The sequence below is a fragment of the Sphingomonas nostoxanthinifaciens genome, assembly GCF_019930585.1.
Taxonomy (GTDB): domain Bacteria; phylum Pseudomonadota; class Alphaproteobacteria; order Sphingomonadales; family Sphingomonadaceae; genus Sphingomonas_I; species Sphingomonas_I nostoxanthinifaciens.
The window spans coordinates 110,934-130,825 of the sequence record NZ_CP082839.1; the positions used below are offsets into that span (position 1 = coordinate 110,934).

The 19,892-nt window shown below is 68.2% G+C and carries 19 protein-coding genes; 8 read left to right on the plus strand and 11 right to left on the minus strand.

Annotated features, from left to right (window positions below; genetic code table 11):
* Window positions 1-51: 51 nt before the first annotated feature.
* On the minus strand, window positions 52-675 hold the full coding sequence (locus tag K8P63_RS00535; protein WP_223797949.1) for an outer membrane protein: 624 nt from the start codon (window positions 673-675) through the stop codon (window positions 52-54).
* A gap of 222 nt (window positions 676-897) precedes the next feature.
* Between K8P63_RS00535 and K8P63_RS00540 the strand changes: the two genes are divergently transcribed.
* The 4 genes from K8P63_RS00540 (at window position 898) to K8P63_RS00555 (ending at window position 3,827) form a co-directional block, all read left to right on the plus strand.
* Complete coding sequence (locus tag K8P63_RS00540; protein WP_223797950.1) at window positions 898-1,275, plus strand: hypothetical protein; 378 nt, start codon at window positions 898-900, stop codon at window positions 1,273-1,275.
* A gap of 298 nt (window positions 1,276-1,573) precedes the next feature.
* The gene (gene rplJ, locus K8P63_RS00545; RefSeq protein WP_223797951.1) at window positions 1,574-2,089 is read left to right on the plus strand and encodes a 50S ribosomal protein L10; all 516 of its coding nucleotides are present in this window, start codon (window positions 1,574-1,576) and stop codon (window positions 2,087-2,089) included.
* Window positions 2,090-2,197: 108 nt separating this feature from the next.
* Complete coding sequence (rplL, locus tag K8P63_RS00550) at window positions 2,198-2,575, plus strand: 50S ribosomal protein L7/L12 (RefSeq protein ID WP_223797952.1); 378 nt, start codon at window positions 2,198-2,200, stop codon at window positions 2,573-2,575.
* A gap of 145 nt (window positions 2,576-2,720) precedes the next feature.
* Window positions 2,721-3,827: an FUSC family protein gene (locus tag K8P63_RS00555; RefSeq protein ID WP_317629335.1), complete on the plus strand. Its 1,107-nt coding sequence runs from the start codon at window positions 2,721-2,723 to the stop codon at window positions 3,825-3,827.
* A 1-nt stretch (window position 3,828) separates the two neighbouring features.
* On the opposite strand, the gene K8P63_RS00560 is transcribed toward K8P63_RS00555, so the two are convergent.
* Both K8P63_RS00560 and map read right to left on the minus strand, forming a co-directional pair.
* Entirely contained in the window at window positions 3,829-4,092 is a 264-nt protein-coding gene (locus K8P63_RS00560) for a hypothetical protein (protein WP_223797953.1), read from the minus strand.
* 20 nt (window positions 4,093-4,112) lie between these two features.
* The gene (gene map / locus K8P63_RS00565) at window positions 4,113-4,943 is read right to left on the minus strand and encodes a type I methionyl aminopeptidase (protein WP_223797954.1); all 831 of its coding nucleotides are present in this window, start codon (window positions 4,941-4,943) and stop codon (window positions 4,113-4,115) included.
* 63 nt (window positions 4,944-5,006) lie between these two features.
* Here map and K8P63_RS00570 point away from each other — a divergent pair, with 63 nt between their 5' ends.
* On the plus strand, window positions 5,007-5,768 hold the full coding sequence (locus K8P63_RS00570) for a competence/damage-inducible protein A (protein WP_223797955.1): 762 nt from the start codon (window positions 5,007-5,009) through the stop codon (window positions 5,766-5,768).
* Here K8P63_RS00570 and K8P63_RS00575 read toward each other — a convergent pair.
* Both K8P63_RS00575 and K8P63_RS00580 read right to left on the minus strand, forming a co-directional pair.
* Window positions 5,741-6,982, minus strand: a complete 1,242-nt coding sequence (locus tag K8P63_RS00575) for a TCR/Tet family MFS transporter (protein ID WP_223797956.1) — start codon at window positions 6,980-6,982, stop codon at window positions 5,741-5,743. The genes K8P63_RS00570 and K8P63_RS00575 overlap by 28 nt on opposite strands.
* Window positions 6,979-7,692: a glutathione binding-like protein gene (locus K8P63_RS00580; RefSeq protein WP_223797957.1), complete on the minus strand. Its 714-nt coding sequence runs from the start codon at window positions 7,690-7,692 to the stop codon at window positions 6,979-6,981. Before K8P63_RS00580 ends, K8P63_RS00575 begins: the two co-directional genes overlap by 4 nt.
* A 127-nt stretch (window positions 7,693-7,819) precedes the next feature.
* On the opposite strand from K8P63_RS00580, the gene K8P63_RS00585 reads away from it, so the two are divergent.
* A complete protein-coding gene (locus K8P63_RS00585) occupies window positions 7,820-9,739 on the plus strand; it encodes a S9 family peptidase (RefSeq protein WP_223797958.1) in 1,920 nt (639 codons plus the stop codon).
* A gap of 43 nt (window positions 9,740-9,782) precedes the next feature.
* Here K8P63_RS00585 and K8P63_RS00590 read toward each other — a convergent pair whose 3' ends face one another.
* From K8P63_RS00590 to K8P63_RS00615, 6 genes are all read right to left on the minus strand, one after another.
* Window positions 9,783-10,256 (minus strand): MucR family transcriptional regulator, encoded by a 474-nt coding sequence (locus K8P63_RS00590; RefSeq protein WP_223797959.1) that lies wholly within the window; start codon window positions 10,254-10,256, stop codon window positions 9,783-9,785.
* A gap of 223 nt (window positions 10,257-10,479) precedes the next feature.
* Window positions 10,480-11,901 carry an efflux transporter outer membrane subunit gene (locus tag K8P63_RS00595; protein ID WP_223797960.1) on the minus strand — a complete coding sequence of 474 codons (1,422 nt, stop codon included), beginning with the start codon at window positions 11,899-11,901 and terminating at the stop codon, window positions 10,480-10,482.
* Between the two features lies 1 nt (window position 11,902).
* Window positions 11,903-13,063, minus strand: coding sequence for an efflux RND transporter periplasmic adaptor subunit (locus K8P63_RS00600; RefSeq protein ID WP_223797961.1), 1,161 nt, complete (start codon window positions 13,061-13,063; stop codon window positions 11,903-11,905).
* Window positions 13,056-16,235, minus strand: coding sequence for an efflux RND transporter permease subunit (locus K8P63_RS00605; RefSeq protein ID WP_223797962.1), 3,180 nt, complete (start codon window positions 16,233-16,235; stop codon window positions 13,056-13,058). The genes K8P63_RS00600 and K8P63_RS00605 overlap by 8 nt, the downstream gene beginning before the upstream one ends.
* A 247-nt stretch (window positions 16,236-16,482) precedes the next feature.
* On the minus strand, window positions 16,483-16,752 hold the full coding sequence (locus tag K8P63_RS00610) for an SWIB/MDM2 domain-containing protein (RefSeq protein WP_223797963.1): 270 nt from the start codon (window positions 16,750-16,752) through the stop codon (window positions 16,483-16,485).
* A gap of 90 nt (window positions 16,753-16,842) precedes the next feature.
* Window positions 16,843-17,046, minus strand: coding sequence for a hypervirulence associated TUDOR domain-containing protein (locus tag K8P63_RS00615; RefSeq protein WP_223797964.1), 204 nt, complete (start codon window positions 17,044-17,046; stop codon window positions 16,843-16,845).
* An 81-nt stretch (window positions 17,047-17,127) separates the two neighbouring features.
* On the opposite strand from K8P63_RS00615, the gene K8P63_RS00620 reads away from it, so the two are divergent.
* Window positions 17,128-18,249 (plus strand): glycoside hydrolase family 130 protein, encoded by a 1,122-nt coding sequence (locus K8P63_RS00620; RefSeq protein WP_223797965.1) that lies wholly within the window; start codon window positions 17,128-17,130, stop codon window positions 18,247-18,249.
* Window positions 18,246-19,892: an alpha-amylase family glycosyl hydrolase gene (locus K8P63_RS00625; RefSeq protein ID WP_223797966.1), complete on the plus strand. Its 1,647-nt coding sequence runs from the start codon at window positions 18,246-18,248 to the stop codon at window positions 19,890-19,892. Before K8P63_RS00620 ends, K8P63_RS00625 begins: the two co-directional genes overlap by 4 nt.

The following is a 19,892-nucleotide window of genomic DNA, read 5'->3' on the forward strand; positions in this document are numbered from 1 at the left end:
AGGGGCGCCGGACCGATCCTCCGACGCCCCTTCTTCCGCGTGGCTTAAGCCTTAGCGGAAGCGGAAGCCGACACCCGCCATTGCGTGCTGGTCGCGCGTGTGATTGTCGAACTGCGAGTAGACGTACTGCGCGCTGACATACATGTTGGCCGGCGCGAACGAGAAACGGTCATGCGGCGCGAACTGCACGCCGCCGCCGAACTGATAGCCGTCGGCATGGCCGCGCGTCGCATAGCCGACCTGGCCGGCGGGCGCGTCGAAAAAGCTGCGCTGCGCCTGATTGACGTAACCGCCCTTGCCGAAGACGAGCAGATCGGGGGTGACGCGATAGCCGACGCGGATGTCGCCCGACCACATTTCGCGGCCCTGATGGCTCACGGTTCCGCCGTTCACGCCCGGCACCGAGTTGGTGTTGCGATTGTCGTTGGGGCGCCAGTAGGTGACCTCCGGGCCGACGACGATGCGATCGGTCAGGTTACCGTCCCAGCCGGCCGATCCGCCATAACCCAGCCGGTTGTTGCCACGACCGAGCGACTGGGTGCGGTCCCAGCCGATATTGCCCTCGATGCGGAAGCCGCCGAACGAGCCGGCCACATTTGCGGGCGCGGCGTCCTGCGCATGAGCGGCGACCGGCGCCATTGCGGCGACGACGAGGGCGATGGAAACACGGCGCATTGGAAAAGTCCTTGATGGTGAACACTTTGGAGAGGGCCGTTAAATCGAACCTGTCGCGGCTCCGTTCCTCCATTCACCGACAAGCGGCAGCACTGTTGCCGCATTACAACGGACTCTGTCGCCCCGATGAACGAGCGCCGGGAACCGGCTATGCCCGTCGCGATGCGCCCGATCGGCGCCGGCTGCGTTGATGCGCCGAGGCTTACCGGCAGGAGCAACGCCATGGCGAAATCCATCCTCATCATCGGCGAGGATCCCGATCAGATCGACTTCGATGCCCCCGGCGCGCCGCCGGGAATGTCGGCCGAGAAGGTGATGGATGGCCTCAATGGCTCGGTCGCGCGGCTGGAGGCGGCGGGGCATCGGGCGACGTTGCTGCTGACGAAGGACGCGGCGACGGTCGGGGAGCAGGTGCATGCGGCGCTCGCCGGCGAAACCTATGACGTGATCGTGGTCGGCGCGGGTCTGCGCACGCTGCCGCCGATGGCGGCGCAGTTCGAGCGGCTGATGAACGTGCTGCACGAGGAAGCGCCGATGGCAAAGCTCGCATTCAACACCCAGCCGGACGATTCCGACGTGGCCGCGCTGCGCTGGATCTGATCACGCCGCGGTGGCGCGGACCGACTCGACAAATCCGCGCGCACCCTGTACTGGCCCCGCTTCCCCGATCTCGGTCGGGGTTCCGTCCGAGACAGCAGGTGCATGGGTTCGCCCAGGCTTGATATCCTGCCGAGACGGGGAAAGAGATTTTGCCGGCATTGCCGGTTTGCCTGATGCGAACGGTTTCGGCCGTCGGTCGGCGTCCCATTCCCCTTCGGACTATCGCCGCACCGGCTTGCGCCGGCGCGGCAAAGCATGCGTCCGGCGCACATCGTGCCGGGCGAAACGGAGGTAGGCAATGGATCGTGCTCAGAAGTCCGAGCTGGTCGCAGAGCTGAACCGCACCTTCAGCGAGACGTCCGTTGTGGTCGTCACGCGTAACCTGGGAATGACCGTCGCACAGTCGACGGCGCTCCGGGTGAAGATGCGCGAAGCCGGCGCCAGCTATCAAGTGGCCAAGAACCGCCTTGCCCGCATTGCTACCGAAGGCACGCCGTACACGGCCATCAGCGAAATGCTGACCGGCCCGACGGCGCTGTCCACGTCCGTCGATCCGGTCGCCGCCGCAAAGGTGGTGGTCGATTTCGCGAAGACCAACGACAAGTTGGAAATCGTCGGCGGCGCGATGGGCGACACCAAGCTCGACGTGAACGGGGTGAAGGCTTTGGCCGAACTCCCCAGCCTCGACGAGCTGCGCGCGAAGCTCCTGGGTCTTCTCCAGGCGCCTGCGACGAAGGTGGCTTCGGTGCTTCAGGCACCCGCCGGGCAGCTTGCCCGCGTGTTCGGAGCCTATGCGGCCAAGGAAGACGCATAAGACTGACAGCAACCCGCCACCCCGGCGCAGGCCGGGGTCCAGGTCCGCATGGGTGGACTGGATACCGGCCCGCGCCGGTATGGCGATCACATCTTGAAGGATAACATCATGGCAGACCTGCAGAAGCTCGTTGACGACCTGTCCGCGCTCACCGTCATCGAGGCGGCCGAGCTCTCGAAGCTCCTCGAAGAGAAGTGGGGCGTTTCCGCCGCTGCCGCGGTTGCGGTTGCAGCCCCGGCCGGTGGCGGCGCCGCCGCTGCCGCGGTCGAGGAAAAGACCGAGTTCGACGTGATCCTGACCGGCGACGGTGGCAAGAAGATCAACGTCATCAAGGAAGTCCGCGTCATCACCGGCCTGGGCCTGACCGAAGCCAAGACGCTCGTCGAGAGCGCGCCGAAGGCCGTCAAGGAAGGCATCAGCAAGGACGAGGCCGAGAAGATCAAGAAGCAGCTCGAGGACGCCGGCGCGACCGTCGAACTCAAGTAAGCTTTTTGAGCATATCCCGGCGCACGCCGGGATCGGCTTCGAACGACAGAAGGGGCGGCCCGGCGACGGGTCGCCCCTTTTTCGTTTGGCGCTTGCGGCGACTTGGCAGGAGGCGAATCGCGCCTGCCTCGCGTAGGGAGCGAAGGTGCCCGCCGCCGTCCCGTCCCTCGCCGCCGACATGCGCACCTTCCTGCGGCCGGGGCCGCGGCTGGCGGACGAGCTGGAATGTGCGCTGTCGGTCGCCCTCGCGATCGCGTTCGCCCACCTGACCGGCGCGCACAATGTCTCTTGGGCGGCGTTCACCGGCTTCGTCGTGATGCGCGGCCGCGTGACGGAAAGCCTGCTGCGCGGGCTGCTGCGCATCGTCGGCACGATCGCGGGTGCGGGGTGTGCATTGCTGCTGGCACCGCTCGTGCTGCCCTCGCCACCGGCCTTCGCGCTGACCGCGGGGCTGTTCGCCACCGCCACGCTCTACGGCGCGCTCACCGGCAAGCGGGCTTATGCGTGGCTGCTTGCCGGGCTCACCTTCGAGATGATCCTGTTCGACGCGCTCGATCATCCCGGGCTCGATCAGATGGCGTTCGCGCGGACGCGGCTGTTGGAGGTGCTGGCGGGCACCGCGGCATGCCTGATCGTCGGCATCGCGTCGGCGGTGTCATTGCGGCGGAGGTGGCCGGCCACCCCCGCGCCGGACGCCAAGCGGCTCGGCTGGCACCCGCATGCGTTCCGCCATGCCGCGCAGGCGGGCGTGGCAGTGACGTTGCTCGCGCCGTTATGGCTGGCCTTCCGCCTGCCCGAGCTGTCGCAGAGCTGCGTCACGATCATGGCGGCGATGCTGGTGCCGGTGACGACGCTCGGCGCGACCGGCTTCGTGCCGGTCAGCCGGCGGCTGATCCAGCGCGTGGCCGGATGCATTGCCGGGGCGGTGCTGGCGGCGGCGATGCTGCTGCTCGCGCACGGATCGGTGCCCCTGCTGGTGGCAGGCACCTGCCTCGGCGTCGTGATCGGCCGCCACATCGAGAATGGCGCGTCGCGCATCGCCTATGTCGGCACCCAGTTCGTGCTGGCGGTTCTGGTGGTGCTGGTGCCCGACGATTACGGCGCGATCGAGATCGGCCCGGCGCTCGCCCGGCTGACCGGCATCCTGATCGGCATGGCGGTGCTGGAGCCGGTGCTGCTCGCGTGGCATCTGCTCGGCCGTCGTGCGGACGCAGCGACCGCCGGCGATCAGCCGGCGGGAACGAGCGAGTGATTCAGCGCGTGCAGGGCGTGGCGAGGCCCTTGTTGTCGCGGCAGAGGTGGCCGGTCGCGAACAAGGGCGGTTTGGTCGGTCGATCAGGAAGCGCGCGTACGGGCGGCGCAACGGCGGCAATGCGGGCCGGTGCCGCCGGCGTCGCGCCGGCGCGTTTGCGCGCCCGGTCGCGGCCGACTGCCTCCGGGCAGGGCGTGTAGAGCCCGCGGACGTCGTGGCACAGCCGTGCCGCGCTGGCCGCGACCGGGCTCAGCACGAGCAGCAAGAATGCCGCCGCGCGTGCCCTCACCGTGGCAGATGCGGGATTTCGGTGCCGTTGAGGCTGCCGGTGAAGATCTCGGCGCCGTCGTCGGTGATGCCGATCGAATGCTCGAACTGCGCCGAGAGCGAGCGGTCGCGCGTCACCGCCGTCCAGCCGTCGTCGAGCACCTTCACGTCGGGGCGGCCGATATTGATCATCGGCTCGATGGTGAAGATCATTCCCGGCTTGAGTTCGGGCCCGGTGCCGGGGCGGCCGACATGCACCACCTCGGGCGCGTCGTGGAACAGGCGGCCGACGCCATGCCCGCAGAAATCGCGCACCACGCCGTAACGATGGCCCTCGGCATGCGTCTGGATCGCGTGGCCGATATCGCCCAGCCGCGCGCCGGGCTTCGCCACCGCAATGCCGCGCATCAGGCATTCGTAGGTCACTTCGACCAGCCGTTTCGCCTTCAGCGGCACCGTTCCGCACAGATAGGTGCGGTTCGAATCGCCGTGCCAGCCGTCGAGCAACGGCGTCACGTCGACATTGACGATGTCGCCGTCCTTCAGCGTCTTCGCGCCCGGAATACCGTGGCAGACGACGTGGTTCACGCTGATGCAGCTCGAATGCGTGTAGCCGCGATAGCCGAGCGTCGCCGGCACTGCGCCGCCCGCGATCGTCATGTCGTAGACGATGCGGTCGATCTCCTCGGTGGTGACGCCGGGCACCATGTGCGCACCCAGCGCGTCGAGGATTTCGGCGGCGAGCCGGCCGGCGCGGCGCATGCCGGCGAAGCCTTCGGGCCCGTAGAGCTTGATCGCGCCGGTGCGCGTCACCGCGTCGCTCGCGGCAATCGTCTGATATTGAGTCATCGGCGCGATATAGCGGCTTGCGCCCGGCTTTGCGAGCCGCGCCGGCGCGGCTATGGCGAGCGCATGGAGCCGAGCCCCCGCACCTGGACCGCCGCCTTGGTGGTGATCGGCGACGAGATCCTGTCCGGCCGGACGCAGGACCGCAACGTCGCCCAGCTCGCCACCTGGCTCAACGTGCAGGGGATCAGGCTGCGCGAGGTGCGCGTCGTCGCCGACGATGCCGCCGCGATCGGAGACGCAGTCAACGCGATGCGCGCCGCGCACGATTACTGCTTCACCACCGGCGGCATCGGCCCGACGCACGACGACATCACCGTCGATGCGATCGCGGCGGCGCTCGGCCTGCCGGTGGTCGTCGATGCGCGCGCGCGCACGATCCTGGAAGGGCATTATGCCACGCTCGGCGGCCTGACCGAGGCGCGGCTGCGCATGGCACGCGTGCCCGAGGGCGCGACGTTGATCGAGAATGCGCTGTCGGGCGCCCCCGGCATCCGCATCGGCAACGTCATGATCCTCGCCGGCGTGCCGCACATCGCCGCTTTGATGCTCGACAGCCTGACCGGGACGCTCGAGGGCGGGCTTCCGGTCGCGTCGCGGACGATCGGCTGCTGGGTCGCGGAAAGCGAGGTGGCCGACCTGCTCGCCGCCACCGAGCGCGCGCATGATGGCTGCCAGATCGGCAGCTATCCTTTCTTCCGCGAGGGCCGGACGGGCGCCAACTTCGTGATCCGTTCGACCGATCTCGCCCGGCTCGACGCCTGCACGGCCGATCTGGCTGCGGCTTTGGTCGCGCGCGGCTACGCGCCGGTCGCCGACGGCATCTGAACGGGCGCACGGCGCAGCAGCGCCAGCGTCGCGATCGCCAGCAAGGCGCAGGCCGCTGCCAGCAGGAACGGCGCGCCGGGGAAGGGCGGGTGCGCGCGCGGGCCGGTGAAGGCCGCGAGCAGATTGTTGTAGAGCATCGGAGCGATCACCGCGGCGATCGCGGCGATGCTGCCCGAAAAGCCCTGCAGCTCGCCCTGCGCATTGGGCGGCACCCGACGCGACATGATCGCGCTCATCGATGGCATGACGAGGCTCTGGAGCGCGGTGATGCACAATATCGGGAAGACCAGCCAGCCGATGTGCAGGAAACCGAACACGACGAAGCCGATCGTCGCCGCCGCCATGCCGATCAGCGCCGCGCCGCGCTCGCCCACCCGTGCGACCACGCGGCCGACGATCAGCATCTGGCACGCCGCCATCAGCCCGCCCACCAGCGCGAGCGAGAGGCCGACCATGCCCGGGCTCCAGTCAAAGGCGGCGATGGCGTAGAACGCCCACACCGCCGGATAGACCATCGTCGCGAGCGCCCACCAGAAGCTGACGAACGCGATCGGCAGGACGCCGGCCACGCGGCGCAATGACAGCAGCGCGCCCAGCGGGTTGGCGCGCCGCAGGCTGAAGGGTCGGCGATGCGCCGGATCGAGCGTTTCGGGAAAAACCGCGAGCCCGAACACGAAGTTGGCGGCACCGAGCACCGCCGCGGCGTAGAAGGGCGCGCGGGGTCCGAGCTCGCCGAGCAGGCCGCCGATCGCCGGGCCGACGACGAAGCCGATGCCGAACGCCGCGCCGATCAGCCCGAAATGGCGCGCACGATCGTCGGGCGTGCTGAGATCGGCCATCGCCGCCCCCGCCGGGCCGTAGGAGGCGCCGAACAGGCCCGCGAGCGCGCGGCCGACGAACAGCCAGCCCAGGCTCGGCGCAAACCCCATCAGCGCATAATCGATCGCGAAGCCGCCCAGCGCGCCGAGCAGCACCGGTCGCCGGCCGAAGCGGTCGCCCAGATTGCCCATTAGCGGCCCGCACAGGAACTGCACGGCGGCATAGACCATGCCGAACCAGCCGCCGATCCGCGTCGCCTGCGACAGGCCGACATGGCCGAGCTGCATGACGAGGCCGGGCAGGACCGGCATGACGATGCCGAAGCCGATCGCGTCCACCAGCACCGCCAGCATGACGAAGCGGACGGCGGAGCTGCGATCGGCCGGCCGCGTCACCGCGCGATGGTTTCGGTCGTCGCGGCGCTCTGGCCGAACAGGATCTTGCGCTCCTCGTCGCGGATCACCGGGCCGGTCGGGTTCACCGTCGGGCCGATCGCATAGGCGCGCTGGGTGGCGGGGCGGGCGGCGACCGCCTCGAACCAGCGCTTGATCGCGGGGAAGTCGTCGAGGCTCTGCCCCTGCGCCGCATGCGGCACGATCCACGGATAGATCGCCATGTCGGCGATCGAATAGCCGCCGCCGGCGACGAACTCGCGATCGGTCAGCCGGCGATCGAGCACGCCGTAGAGCCGGTTGGTCTCGCGCACGTAGCGGTCGATCGCATAGGGCACCGGCTCGGGCGCATAATTGCGGAAATGGTGGTTTTGCCCGGCCATCGGGCCCAGCCCGCCCATCTGCCAGAACAGCCATTGCAGCACCTCGGCGCGGCCGCGGAGGTCGGCGGGGATGAAGTGGCCGCTCTTGTCGGCGAGGTAGAGCAGGATCGCGCCCGATTCGAACAAGGAGACCTGCGGGCCGCCGTCGGCGGGGGCATGGTCGATGATCGCGGGCATGCGGTTGTTGGGGGCGATGCGCAGGAAATCGGGCGTGAACTGCTCGCCCTTGCCGATATTCACCGGCGCGACGCGGTATTCGAGACCGGCTTCTTCGAGGAAGAGCGTGATCTTGTGGCCGTTGGGGGTGGGCCAGTAGAAGAGATCGATCATGGGATCGTGAGCCTCCGAGTAGGACGGAGGCTGAATAGCCGATCGGCGCGGCAAAGCCGAGACGGGTTGCGCGGCGTCGGGCCGCGTTCCACAGCCGGGGTTTCAGGTTCCGGAGCCCGCCCCCCGCATGCTGCTTTCCCTCGCTTTAGCCCTCGCCGCCTCGCCCTCGCCGCAAGGCCTCACCCATTATAGCGGCGTCGCGCTCGATCCGGCGGGGCAGCGCATCGTCAGCATCGACAGCGTGCAGGCGCGCGGCGCGCCATCGGCGGGTCATGCCGGCGTGGTGGTGCGCACCATTGCCGGGGCGGTGGTCGGCCGTTACGATCCATGCCCGACGTGCAGCTATGGCGCGCCGGTCTGGTCGCCCGACGGACGCGCGCTCGCTTTCTTCGCCAGCGGCGGCGGACAGGCGCGCCTCTACCTTCTCCGCAGCGCCGGCGACCGCGCCGCGCCGACGCTCGACGTGATCGCGAGCGTTTCGGGTGTCGCGGCAACCCCGCGCTGGTCGAACGACGGACGCACGATCGCCTTCCTCGCGACCGTCGGTGCGCACAAGGAGACCGGCGCGACCCAGCCGGGCGCGCGGCAGGTCGGCCTGATCGGATCGCAGCCCGACAGCAAGCGCATCGCGGTGGTGCCCGCGAGCGGCGGCGCCTACCGCCTCGTCTCGCCCGAGGGCACGTTCGTCTACGAATATGACTGGATGCCCGACGGCACCGGCTTCGTCGCGACCGCGGCCGAGGGTGACGGCGACAATCAATGGTGGGTGGCGAGCCTGCGCGCCTTCGGCCTCGATGGCACGATGAGCACCATCGCCGCGCCCAAGACGCAGATGACCTTCCCGCGCGTCGCGCCGGACGGGCGGACGGTCGCATATATCGGCGGGCTGATGAGCGACTTTCCCGTGTCGGGCGGCGACGTCTACACCGTGCCGATTGGCGGCGGCACCCCGACCGACGTGACGCCGCACGCGTCGATCACCTTCACCTCGCTCGTCTGGCGGCCGGGCCGGCTGATCGCGGGCGTCACCAAAGGCGGCTCGACCGGCACCGCGACGATCGACCCGGCGACGCAGAAGGTGAGCGACCTCGTCGTCGCGCCCGAGACGATCGGCCAGACCGGCGAGCCCGCGCTCGCGCCCGACGCGAAGGGCGCCAACGCCGCCTATCTGGTCGAAAGCTTCACGGCCGGCCCGCGCATCGCCTTCGGCCCGGTCGGACGTGCGCGCGCGATCACCCACGACAATGACGGGCTGGCGCCGGTCGTCGCGGTGCGCGACGTCCATTGGCGCAATGGCGGCTTCGACGTGCAGGGCTGGCTGCTCGCGCCGGCGGCGCCGCCCCAGGGCGACGCGAAGCAGCCGATGGTGACGATCGTCCATGGCGGCCCATCATCGGCCACCACGCCGCATTTTCCGTGGGGCAACGATGTCGAGCTGCTCGCGCAGCACGGCTACTGGATCTTCCAGCCCAATCCGCGCGGCAGCTACGGCCAGGGCGAGGCATTCGTGCGCGCGAACATGCGCGATTTCGGCGGCGGCGACCTGAGCGACATCCTCGCCGGCATCGACGCGGTCGAGCGCGAGGCGCCGATCGACGACGCGCGCCTGGGCGTCGCCGGCGGCAGCTATGGCGGGTTCATGACGATGTGGACGGTCACCCACAGCAATCGGTTCAAGGCCGCGGCCGCCGGCGCCGGCATTTCCGATTGGATCGCTTATTACGGGCAGAACGGGATCGACCAGTGGATGATCCCGTTCTTCGGTGCCTCTGCTTATGACGATCCCGCGATCTACGACAAATTGTCGCCGATCCGCGCGATCAAGAACGCCAAGACGCCGACCTTCGTCTATGTCGGCGAGCGCGACGTCGAATGCCCGCCCGCGCAGAGCCTCGAATTCTGGCACGGGCTGCGCGCGATGGGCGTGCCGAGCGATCTCGTCATCTATGCCGACGAGGGCCATGGCATCCGCGCGCCAGCCAACATCGCCGATCGCAACGCCCGCCTGATCGGCTGGTTCGATCGCTGGCTGGCCAAGCGCCCGTAAGGTGGATGCGGCCGGGAACGTTTCCCGGCCGCATCCGTCGGCGTCAGGCGGCGACGGCCTTGCGGCGGCCGCGGCGCGCCTTCGGGGCGGGGGTCGGCTCGGGCGCCGGGGCCGGAGCGGGCTTGCGGCCGAGGCCGATCGCCTTGGCGAGCGAGCGGCGCTTTTCGGCATAATTCGGCGCGACCATCGGATAGTCGGCCGGCAGCTTCCACTTGGTGCGATATTGCTGCGGCGTCATGCCGTAGTTGGTCTGCAAGTAGCGCTTGAGCATGGTCAGTCGCTTTCCATCCTCAAGACACACGATATAGTCGGGCTTGATCGACGAGCGAACCGAGATTGCGGGCTTCTGTTCGCTTGCGGCGGGCTCTTCCGTGCCCGAACCAAGATCGGTCAAGGCCGAATAAACTTTCCCGATCAGCTCGGAAAGTTCAGCGACTGCAACCCTATTATGGCCAACATGGGCCGCAACGATTTGCGTCGTGAGTACGAGTAGTTCGGCGCCCGTCTTCTCGGTCATTTTTGGCCTCGCTTACAAGTCAAGACATAAGCGTAGCAGACTATAAAAGAACAGGCGAGCCGTTATCCACGACGAATTCTGTCCGGCAGAAAGCCGTAAAACTTGATCCATGTTATGTTTCTGCAGCAGAATGACCGTTCAGTGCAGAAGATGTCGCACGGCCGCATGCGGCGACACGGTGTCGGGCGGTGGCCGCATCATCGGCGGCCGCACGATCCGAATGTCAGTTGGCGGCGGGGCCCGGAGCCGGGCCGTAGCCGCCGCCAAGCGCGCGGACGAGCGCGACCGCGGCCTGCAGCCGCTGCGTGCGCACCGCGATCGCGCTGCGCTGCGCGGTCAGCGCCTCGGTCTGGGCGGTGACGACCTCGAGATAATCCGACGCGCCCTCGCGGTAGCGGGTCAGCGCGAGATCCTGCGTTCGTCCGGCCGCCGTCGCCGCTTCGTCTTGCGACTGCTCCTGCGCACCCAATTCGCGCCCGGCGGCAAGCTGATCCTCGACCTCCTGGAACGCGCCCAAGACGGTCGAGCGGTAATTCGCCGCTGCCTCGTCGAACGCGGCGCGCGCCTGGCGCACCTGCGCTGCGCGCCGCCCGCCGTCGAGGATGGCCAGCGCCGCCTGTGCCGGTCCCAGTGCCCAATAGGTCGCGGGATTGCTGAGCAACGCCGCGCCCGTCGTCTCCCAACCGCCGCCGGCGCCCAGCGTGAGCGAAGGGAAGAAGGCGGCGCGCGCAACGCCGATGCGTGCATTGGCGCCGAATACGCGCCGTTCGGCGGCCGCGATATCCGGCCGGCGCTGCAGCAATACCGACGGCGTCGCCAGCGGCACGCCCGGCGGATCCTTCTGCCCCATCGTCGCGATCGGCTGGATCGAGAATGCCGCGGGCGTCACGCCGACCAAGGCGGCGATGCTGTGCTCGACCGCCGCGCGCGCATTGGCGACCGCGTTGACCTGCGCCTGCGCCTCGGCAAGGATCGTGCGCGCGCGATTGACGTCGAGCCCGGTGCCGATGCCGCCGCTATGACGCGTGTCGGTCAGGTTGAAGGCGCGCTGATAGGCGGAAACCGTCTGGCGCAGCAGCTCGGCCTGGGCATCCAGCCCGCGCAACCGGAAATAAGCGTCGGCGAGATCGCTCTGCAGCGCCAGGCGCGTATTGGCGAGATCCTCCGCGCTCGCCTGCGCGTTGGCGCGCTGCGAGGCGATATTGTTGCGGATGCGGCCCCACAGATCGACCTCGTAGGATGCGGATCCGCCGACCGAATAGAAGTCGTAGGTCGACGCCGTGCCGTTGCTGAGCGGGCGCGTCGCCGGCGAGCGCGCGCGCTCGGCCTGGGCGCCGAGCCCCGCCTGCGGGAACAGATCGGCGCGCGCCTGCCGCGCGAGCGCGCGCGCCTGATCGTAGCGCGCCAGTGCGGCGGCCAGCGTCGGGCTGTCGCGCTCGATCCGCTCCTCGAGCGTGGAAAGCTCGGGGTCGGCGAACATCGTCCACCAGGCGCCCCGCGGCCCGGCATCCATCGGCGACGCCGCGACCCACGGGCCGGCTTCCTTGTAGCTGGCCGGGACGACGGTGGCGGGGACGTGATAGGCCGGGGCGAGCGAGCAGGCCGACAGGCTCAGCGCGGTCGCGGCCGCGAGCAAGCGGCGCATGTCAGGCCTTGCTCGCCGGCTTCGCGGGCGGAGCCTCCACCGCCTGCACCTTGTCGCCCGGCGCGATCGCGTCCGACGGCGAGTCGATGACCCGTTCGGTGCCGTTCAGCCCGCCGCTGATGACGACTGACTTGCCCTCGTCGCTGGTCACGTTGACCTTCCGCATCGAGACATGGCCGCTGGCGTCGACGACTGCCACCTGGTTGCCGGCATCGTTGAACAGGATCGCGCTGCCCGGCAGGCGGAAGCCGGAAGCGGCCGCTGCGGCAGGGAAGTGCACCTGCGCATAGGCGCCGGGCTTCAGCGCGCGATCTTTATTGTCGGCCTGCAGCTCGACCAGCATGCTGCCCGATTGCGGATCGACCGCACCCGAGGTGCGGCTGATCGTCACCTTGAACGTGCGATCGGGATATTCCGGGACGGTCAGCTGCGCGTCCAGCCCCGGGCGCATCTGCGCGACGAACGCCTGCGGCACGCGCACATAGACGCGCATGCGGTGGACGTCGGACACGGTGAACAAGGGCGAGGCGCCGCTGCCGGCGGTGACGAGCTGGCCGATCTGGGCGGCGCGGCTGGTGACGTCGCCCGCGAACGGCGCGGTGAGCTGGCCGAAGCCGTTGAGCGCCTGGATCCGCTTCACGTCGGCCGCTGCAGCGTTGGTGACGGCGATCTTGGCGGCGAGGTCGCCATTCTTCTCGTCGGCTTCCTGGCGCGACACCGCATCCTTGGCGAGCAGCGTCTGCCAGCGCACCGCGGTGCTCTTGGCGAGCCGCTGGTTGGCGAGCGCGGTTTCATATTGCGCGCGCGCCTGGGCGAGCTGCTGATCGACTTCGGGCGTCTCGAGCACCGCCATGACTTGGCCGGAGCGCACCCGATCGCCGATATCCACCAGCCAGCGGCGGACATAGCCGTTGGTGCGCGCGAAGATCGGCGCGCTGTTGAACGCCTGGACGTTGCCGGGCAGCGCGAGCCCCTCGCCGCCGCTCGCCTTGACCGGGTGGACGATGGTGACCGGGGCGGTCGTGCTGGCGTTGGCCGCCTGCGTGAGCTCGCGCTCGTTGCGCGAGCGGCTGGTAATGCCCCAGGCGACGACGATCAGCGCGACGATCGCCGCGACGATACCGTAAATCTTCAACCGATGGTTCGATTCCGCCTCAGACATGTGCGACCTCGAGCTCCTTATGAACTTCCCTGGCCGACTTGCGGCCGTGAACGACGCTGAACACGACCGGCACGAACAGCAACGTGGCGATGGTGGCGCAAAGCAGGCCGCCGATCACGGCGCGACCGAGCGGGGCATTCTGTTCGCCGCCCTCGCCTAGGCTCAGCGCCATCGGCAGCATGCCGATGATCATGGCGGATGCGGTCATCAGCACCGGGCGGAAGCGGACGGTGCCCGCCTCGATCGCGGCGCGCATTGCGTCGCCGGTTTCCGCCAGCCGCTCGCGGGCGAAAGCAACCACCAGCACCGAATTGGCGGTGGCGACGCCCATGCACATGATCGCGCCCGTCAGTGCCGGCACCGACAAGGTGGTATGCGTCATGAACAGCATCCAGACGATGCCGGCGAGCGCCGCGGGCAGCGCGGTGACGATGACGAACGGATCGAGCCAGCTCTGGAAATTGACGACGATCAGCAGGTAGATCAACACGATCGCCCCGACGAGGCCGAAACCGAGGCCGGAGAAGGCGGTGTTCATCGTCAAGAACTGGCCGCGCAGAATCACGTTGGTGGTCTTGGGCTTTTCCGCGGCGAGGCTCTTGATCGCCTTCTGGATGTCGCCAGCGACCGCGCCGAGATCGCGCCCGCCGGGTGCGCCGTAAATGTGGATCACCGGCTGGATGTTGTAATGGTCGACCGACGCCTGGGTCGCGCTGCGGTGCACGTCGGCAAGGCCGCCCAGCACCAGCGACTGGCCGTTGCCGGTCGAGATCGGCATCGAGCGCAGGCTGGACACCGAATCGACCAGATATTCGGGGGTCTGCGCGACGACCGCGTACGACACGCCGTTATCGGGGTTGAGGAAGAAAACCGGTGCCGTCTGCGCGCTGCCGGCAAGGCTCGTGCCGAGGCTGGTGGTGACGTCGCGCTCGGTGAGGCCGTAGGTGCCGATGCGCGAGCGATCGACATCGACCGACAGCTGCGGTGAGCGGATCGGCTCCTGCAGCCGCACGTCGACGAGGCCGGGCACCGTGCGCAGCTTGCGCATCAGCTTCACCGCATAATCGGTCGCGCCCTTGAAATCCTTGCCGGTCACCTGGACGTCGATCGGCGCGGGCGAGCCGAAGTTCAGGATCTGGCTGTTGATGTCGGCCGGCAGCCACGCGAACACGGTGCCGGGGAAGGCGCGCGGAAGTTCGCGACGCAGGATCGCGATATATTCGGCGGTTGGCCGGTGGCCTTCCTTCAGCTGGATCTGGATGTCGCCGTCCTGCGGGCCGACCGTACCGCTATTGGCGTAGATGATGTTGATCGGGCTGTTGGCGAGACCGATATTGTCCACCACCGTGCCGCGGTCGCGCGCCGGGATGATCGTGGCGATGAACTGCTCGATCCGCTGGAACTGCGCCGACGTCTCCTCGATGCGCGAGCCGTTGGGCGCGCGGACGTGGATAAGCATCTGGCCGGCGTCGACTTCGGGGAAGAAGTTGCGGCCGAGGAACGGCACCAGCAGGAACGAGAGCAGCACCACCGCCATGAAACCGACCATGAACGGCCCACGCACGCCGAGCGCGCGCTGCAGCAGCCCCAGATAAGCGGAGCGGAACGCCTCGAACCCGCGCTCGAACCCGCGCTGGATGCGCACGAAGATGTTGTTGGAATGGCCCGGCGCATGCTCCTCGTGGCCGACATGCGGCTTGAGCAGGTACATCGCCATCGTCGGCACGAACGTCCGCGACAGGATGAACGAGGCGACCATCGCGAACACCACCGACAGCGCCATCGGCACGAACAGGAAGCCGGCGACGCCCGGCAGCGCGAACATCGGCACGAACACGATACAGATGCAGAGCATCGAGACGAAGGCCGGGGTCGCAATCTGCGCGGCGCCGTCGAGGATCGACGGGATCACCGCCTTGCCCTGTTCCAGATGCCAGTTGATGTTCTCGATCGTCACCGTCGCGTCGTCGACGAGGATGCCGACCGCCAGCGCGAGGCCGCCCAGCGTCATGACGTTGAGCGTCTGGCCGAACGCGGCCAGCGCGGCGATCGCGCACAACACCGCCAGCGGGATCGACAGCGCGATGATGATTGTCGAGCGCCACGATCCCAGGAACAGCAGGATCATCAGGCTGGTCAGTGCCGCCGCGATCGCGCCCTCGCGCACCACGCCAGAAACCGCGCCCTTCACGAACATCGACTGGTCGCCGATCGGCTGGATCGTCATCGAATCGGGCAGCAGCGGCTTGACCTGCGGCAGCTTAGCCTTGGTGCCCTCGATCACCGCCAGCGTCGAGGCCGACCCGTTCTTGAGGATGGTCATCAGCGCGGCGCGGTTGCCGTTGACGTGCACCACGTTCTGCTGCGGCGCGGCACCGTCGCGCACGCTGGCGACGTCGCGCATGTAGATGGTGGCGCCGTTGACCACCTTGACCGGCATGTTGTTGAGGCCTTCGATCGTGCTCGGCGCGCTGTTGAGCTGCACCGGATATTGCACGTCGCCGATCTTGGCCTGGCCGGCGGGATTGATCTGGTTCTGCGCCGCGATCGCGTTCGACACGTCCTGCGCCGACAGGCCCTTGGCGCGCAGCGCCTCCGGATTGATGTCGATCTGGATCTGCCGCTGGCGGCCGCCGCTCGGATACGGCGTCGCGAGCCCGGGCACGGTGACGAGCTGCGGGCGGATCTGGTTCTGGCCGATGTCGAACAATTGCTGTTCGGTCAGCCCCGGCCCGGACAAAGCGAGCTGGATGATCGGCACGGTCGAGGCGCTGTAATTCAGGATCAGCGGCGGATTGGTACCCGGCGGCATCTGGCGCAGCAGCGTCTGCGCGATCGACGTGACCTGCGCGGTCGCGGTGCGGATATCAACGTTGGGCTGGAAATAGACCTTGATGATCCCGAAGCCCTGCAGGCTCTGGCTCTCGACATGCTCGACGTCGTTCACCGTCGTCGGGATCGCGCGCTCGAGCTGGGTGACGATGCGTCCCGCCATCTCGGCCGGCGGCAGACCGGCATATTGGAACGCCACGCCGATGACGGGCACGCGGATTGCGGGGAAGATGTCGACCGGGGTGCGGATCGCCGACAACACGCCCATGATGAGGATCAGCACCGCCATGACGATAAACGTCAGCGGGCGTTCGAGGGCGATCCTGACGAGCTTGTTCATGGCCAGTTCCCCGGCCGCGGTGGCCCCGGAAATAAGAAAGAGGGCGACCGAGGACCGGCCGCCGAGGCCATTATGTCAGCCTAGCTGACCGAGTTGTAAAGCTGCTTGTCGTCCGGTTTGCTCGGCTCGCCGCGATTAACACACGCTTTGCCGAGGCATCGTTGCGGATTTTGCTGCATCGCAGCGTCAAATTCGCGGCGTTTGCGAAACGAGCGGGCGCCATCGGCGCCCGCCCGTCCGCCGAACATCAGCTGACGTGCGCGGAAACGTGCTTGTTCATCTCGAACATGCTGACGCTCTTCTTGCCGAAGACCTTCTCCAGCTTGTCGTCCGCGTTGATCTGACGCTTGTCCTTGGCGTCCTGCAGATCGTGCTTCTTGATATATTCCCAGAGCTTGCTGACGATCTCGCTGCGCGGCAGCGAGCCATCGCCGACGATCGCAGCCAGCTCGGGCGACGGCTTCACAGGCTTGTGGATGCCGCCGGTCTTGGCCGGGGCTGCGGGTGCTTTTGCCATTGGTCTGTCCTCCTCTTGCGCCCCCTCTCTAAGGCGTGGCCCGGTATTTCGCGAGTGCTTTCGTTTGGCAAGCCCTCGGCCGGGCCGGCTTCACTCCCTGGTGAGCGCGTCGGGCTTGTGCGCCGCCCGCGCGCCGTCCTCGGTTTCGACGATATATTGAGGGTCGTCCTTGGTCGCCGCGACCTTGTGCCCCTTGATGTGGGTGGCGCTGGTCTGCTTCTTCTCGACCGTGCCGTGGGCGGTGCCGCCGTGGCTCTGCCAGCTGACCTTGTCGCCGGCCTTGGGGTTCTTCATCGCATCCTCCTTACGCTTTTCCACGGAGCCAATCGCCGCGCGCGGGATTGGTTGCAGCGATCGCAAGGGGCAGACGAGCGGATGAGCGACGGTTTCGACAGGCTGATCTTCACGCCGGACGACGTGGATCTTACGCGTTCGCCGCTGCGGCGCGGGCTCGACGCGCCGACCTATGTCCTCGGCGCGTTCAATCCCGGGCTGGCGCGGCTCGCCAACGGCAACCTGCTGCTGATGGTGCGCGTGGCAGAAGCGCTGCGCGAGCCGGTGGTGGGCGAACATGTCCACGCCATCCGCTGGACCGCCGACGGCTACGTGCTCGACGCGCACCCGCTGACCGCGGTCAACATGGCCGATCCGCGCCAGTTCGACGTCGGCGGCAGCGCGCACCGCATGCTCGCGCTCACATCGCTGTCGTGGCTGCTGCCGGTCGAGCTCGACGCCGCCGGCACTGAGATCGTCGCGATCCATTACGATCGCGCGATCGCGCCTGCCGCCGACTATCAGCATTATGGCGTCGAGGATGCGCGCATCACCAAGGTGGGCGACATCTGGTACATGACGACCTGCTCGGTCTCGGCCGAGCGCCACTGCACGACGCTCCACACGTCGAGCAATGCGCTCGACTGGCGCCTCGAAGGAATCGTGCTCGACCACCAGAACAAGGACATGATCCTGTTCGAGGGCAAGGTCGGCGGCCGGTTCATGGCGCTCACCCGGCCGCTGGGCGAGCTCTATTTCGCCTATCCCGAGGGCGATCCGCATATCGGGGGGCCGTCGATCAATCTCGCCCAGTCGCCCGATGCCTTGCACTGGAAGCCGCTCGACCAGCCGTTCCTGCGCCCGCGCCGCGGCTCGATCTGCGCGATGAAGCTCGGCGGCGGCAGCCAGCCGATCCTGACCGAGCAGGGCTGGCTGATGATCTATCACGGCGTCGAGACGCGCGCGAAGGTCGGCGTCTATCGTAGCTTCTGGGCCCTGCTCGACCGCGACGAGCCGTGGCGCGTGCTGCGGCTGGAGGATGACGTGCCGCTGCTGGAGGCGAACCCGGCGCTGACCGCGCCGATCGCGCACCAGCTCTATTTGCCGACCGAGGTGGTGTTCACCACCGGCATCGCCGACGGCGGCGACCATTATATCGTCGCGAGCGGCGAGGCCGATCTCGCCTGCCGCATCACCCATATCCCGAAGTCGCGCTTCGCATGAGCGCGCATCCATGGTGGGCGGCGGGGACGATCTATCAGGTCTATCCGCGCTCGTTCCAGGATGCGAACGGCGACGGCATCGGCGATCTCGCGGGGATCGCGCGGCGGCTCGACCATTTCGTCGCGCTCGGCGTCGACGCGATCTGGATCTCGCCGATCTTCCCGTCGCCGATGGTCGATTTCGGCTACGACGTCGCCGATTATACCGGCATCGCGCCGATGTTCGGCACGCTCGACGATTTCGACCGCCTGCTGGCGGCCGCGCATGCGCGCGGGATGAAATTGCTGCTCGATTTCGTGCCGAACCATTCGTCGGACCAGCATCCATGGTTCCGCGCCAGCCGCGCGTCGCGCGACGATCCCAGGCGCGACTGGTATATCTGGCGCGATCCGGCGCCCGGCGATGGCCCGCCCGAGACGCGGCCGCCCAATAACTGGATCAGCGATTTCGGCGGATCGGCGTGGCAATGGGATGCCGCGACCGGCCAATTCTATTATCACGCGATGCTGCGCGAGCAGCCCGACCTCAACTGGCGCAATCCCGGCCTGCGGCGCGCGATGCTCGACGCGATGCGCTTCTGGTTCGATCGCGGCGTCGACGGATTCCGCGTCGATATCCTCTGGCACATGGTGAAGGCCGAGAGCTTCCCCGACAATCCGCTTAATCCCGACTGGCAGCCCGGCATGGCCGACATGCACAAGGTGCTGCAGCTCCATTCGACCGACCAGCCCGAAGTGTTCGCGATCGCCGCCGAGATGCGCGCGCTGGCCGACAGTTATGGCGACAAGGTGCTGATCGGCGAGATCTACCTGCCGGTCGAGCGGCTGATGGCTTATTACGGCAAGGATGGCGACGGCGTGCACCTGCCGTTCAATTTCCAGCTGATCGAGGCGCCATGGGATGCGCGCGGGCTGCACCGGCTGATCGCGGACTATGAAGCGGCGCTGCCGCGGGGCGGCTGGCCGAACTGGGTGCTCGGCAATCACGATCGCCCGCGCATCGCCAGCCGCGTCGGCTACGCCCAAGCGCGCGTCGCGGCGATGCTGCTGCTGACGCTGCGCGGCACGCCGACCATCTATCAGGGCGACGAACTCGGCCTCGCCGACGGCGTGATCCCACCCGATCGCGTGCAGGATCCGCGCGAACTGCGCGAGCCCGGGCTCGGCTTCGGCCGCGATCCGGTGCGCACGCCGATGCCGTGGGACGCTTCGCCCTTCGCCGGTTTCTCGACGGTCGAGCCGTGGCTGCCGCTCACGCCCGACTGGCCGACGCGCAACGTGGCGGCGGAGGCGGATGACCCGGCGTCTATGCTGGCGCTGTATCGCGCTTTGCTCGACCTGCGTCGCCGGCACCCGGCGCTGTCGATCGGCGCGATGACGCTGATCGCGGCGGAGGGCGATGTACTCGCCTACGAACGCGTGCACGACGGCGGGCGGATCGTCGTCGCGCTCAACCTCGGCGCGGCGGAGCAATCGCTTGCTCTCCCCAAACCATATCGCGCCCTCCTTTCCACCCGTCATCCCGGCGCAGGCCGGGATCCAGCTCCGGAGGGTGTGGGCCTAGACCCCGGCCTGCGCCGGGATGACGATGCGACGCTCATTCTCGCCCCCGACGAGGGCGTGATCCTTCTCATGCAGGACTGA

What these genes read in the sequence shown, in the direction of transcription:
- K8P63_RS00585 (WP_223797958.1), top strand. Translation starts at nt 7,820, where the DNA reads ATGCTGCTTTCCCTCGCTTTAGCCCTCGCCGCCTCGCCCTCGCCGCAA.
- K8P63_RS00620 (WP_223797965.1), top strand. Translation starts at nt 17,128, where the DNA reads ATGAGCGACGGTTTCGACAGGCTGATCTTCACGCCGGACGACGTGGAT.
- K8P63_RS00615 (WP_223797964.1), bottom strand. Translation starts at nt 17,046, where the DNA reads ATGAAGAACCCCAAGGCCGGCGACAAGGTCAGCTGGCAGAGCCACGGC.
- K8P63_RS00600 (WP_223797961.1), bottom strand. Translation starts at nt 13,063, where the DNA reads ATGTCTGAGGCGGAATCGAACCATCGGTTGAAGATTTACGGTATCGTC.
- K8P63_RS00535 (WP_223797949.1), bottom strand. Translation starts at nt 675, where the DNA reads ATGCGCCGTGTTTCCATCGCCCTCGTCGTCGCCGCAATGGCGCCGGTC.
- K8P63_RS00605 (WP_223797962.1), bottom strand. Translation starts at nt 16,235, where the DNA reads ATGAACAAGCTCGTCAGGATCGCCCTCGAACGCCCGCTGACGTTTATC.
- K8P63_RS00625 (WP_223797966.1), top strand. Translation starts at nt 18,246, where the DNA reads ATGAGCGCGCATCCATGGTGGGCGGCGGGGACGATCTATCAGGTCTAT.
- K8P63_RS00570 (WP_223797955.1), top strand. Translation starts at nt 5,007, where the DNA reads ATGGAGCCGAGCCCCCGCACCTGGACCGCCGCCTTGGTGGTGATCGGC.
- K8P63_RS00610 (WP_223797963.1), bottom strand. Translation starts at nt 16,752, where the DNA reads ATGGCAAAAGCACCCGCAGCCCCGGCCAAGACCGGCGGCATCCACAAG.
- rplJ (WP_223797951.1), top strand. Translation starts at nt 1,574, where the DNA reads ATGGATCGTGCTCAGAAGTCCGAGCTGGTCGCAGAGCTGAACCGCACC.
- K8P63_RS00580 (WP_223797957.1), bottom strand. Translation starts at nt 7,692, where the DNA reads ATGATCGATCTCTTCTACTGGCCCACCCCCAACGGCCACAAGATCACG.
- K8P63_RS00540 (WP_223797950.1), top strand. Translation starts at nt 898, where the DNA reads ATGGCGAAATCCATCCTCATCATCGGCGAGGATCCCGATCAGATCGAC.
- rplL (WP_223797952.1), top strand. Translation starts at nt 2,198, where the DNA reads ATGGCAGACCTGCAGAAGCTCGTTGACGACCTGTCCGCGCTCACCGTC.
- K8P63_RS00590 (WP_223797959.1), bottom strand. Translation starts at nt 10,256, where the DNA reads ATGACCGAGAAGACGGGCGCCGAACTACTCGTACTCACGACGCAAATC.
- map (WP_223797954.1), bottom strand. Translation starts at nt 4,943, where the DNA reads ATGACTCAATATCAGACGATTGCCGCGAGCGACGCGGTGACGCGCACC.
- K8P63_RS00595 (WP_223797960.1), bottom strand. Translation starts at nt 11,901, where the DNA reads ATGCGCCGCTTGCTCGCGGCCGCGACCGCGCTGAGCCTGTCGGCCTGC.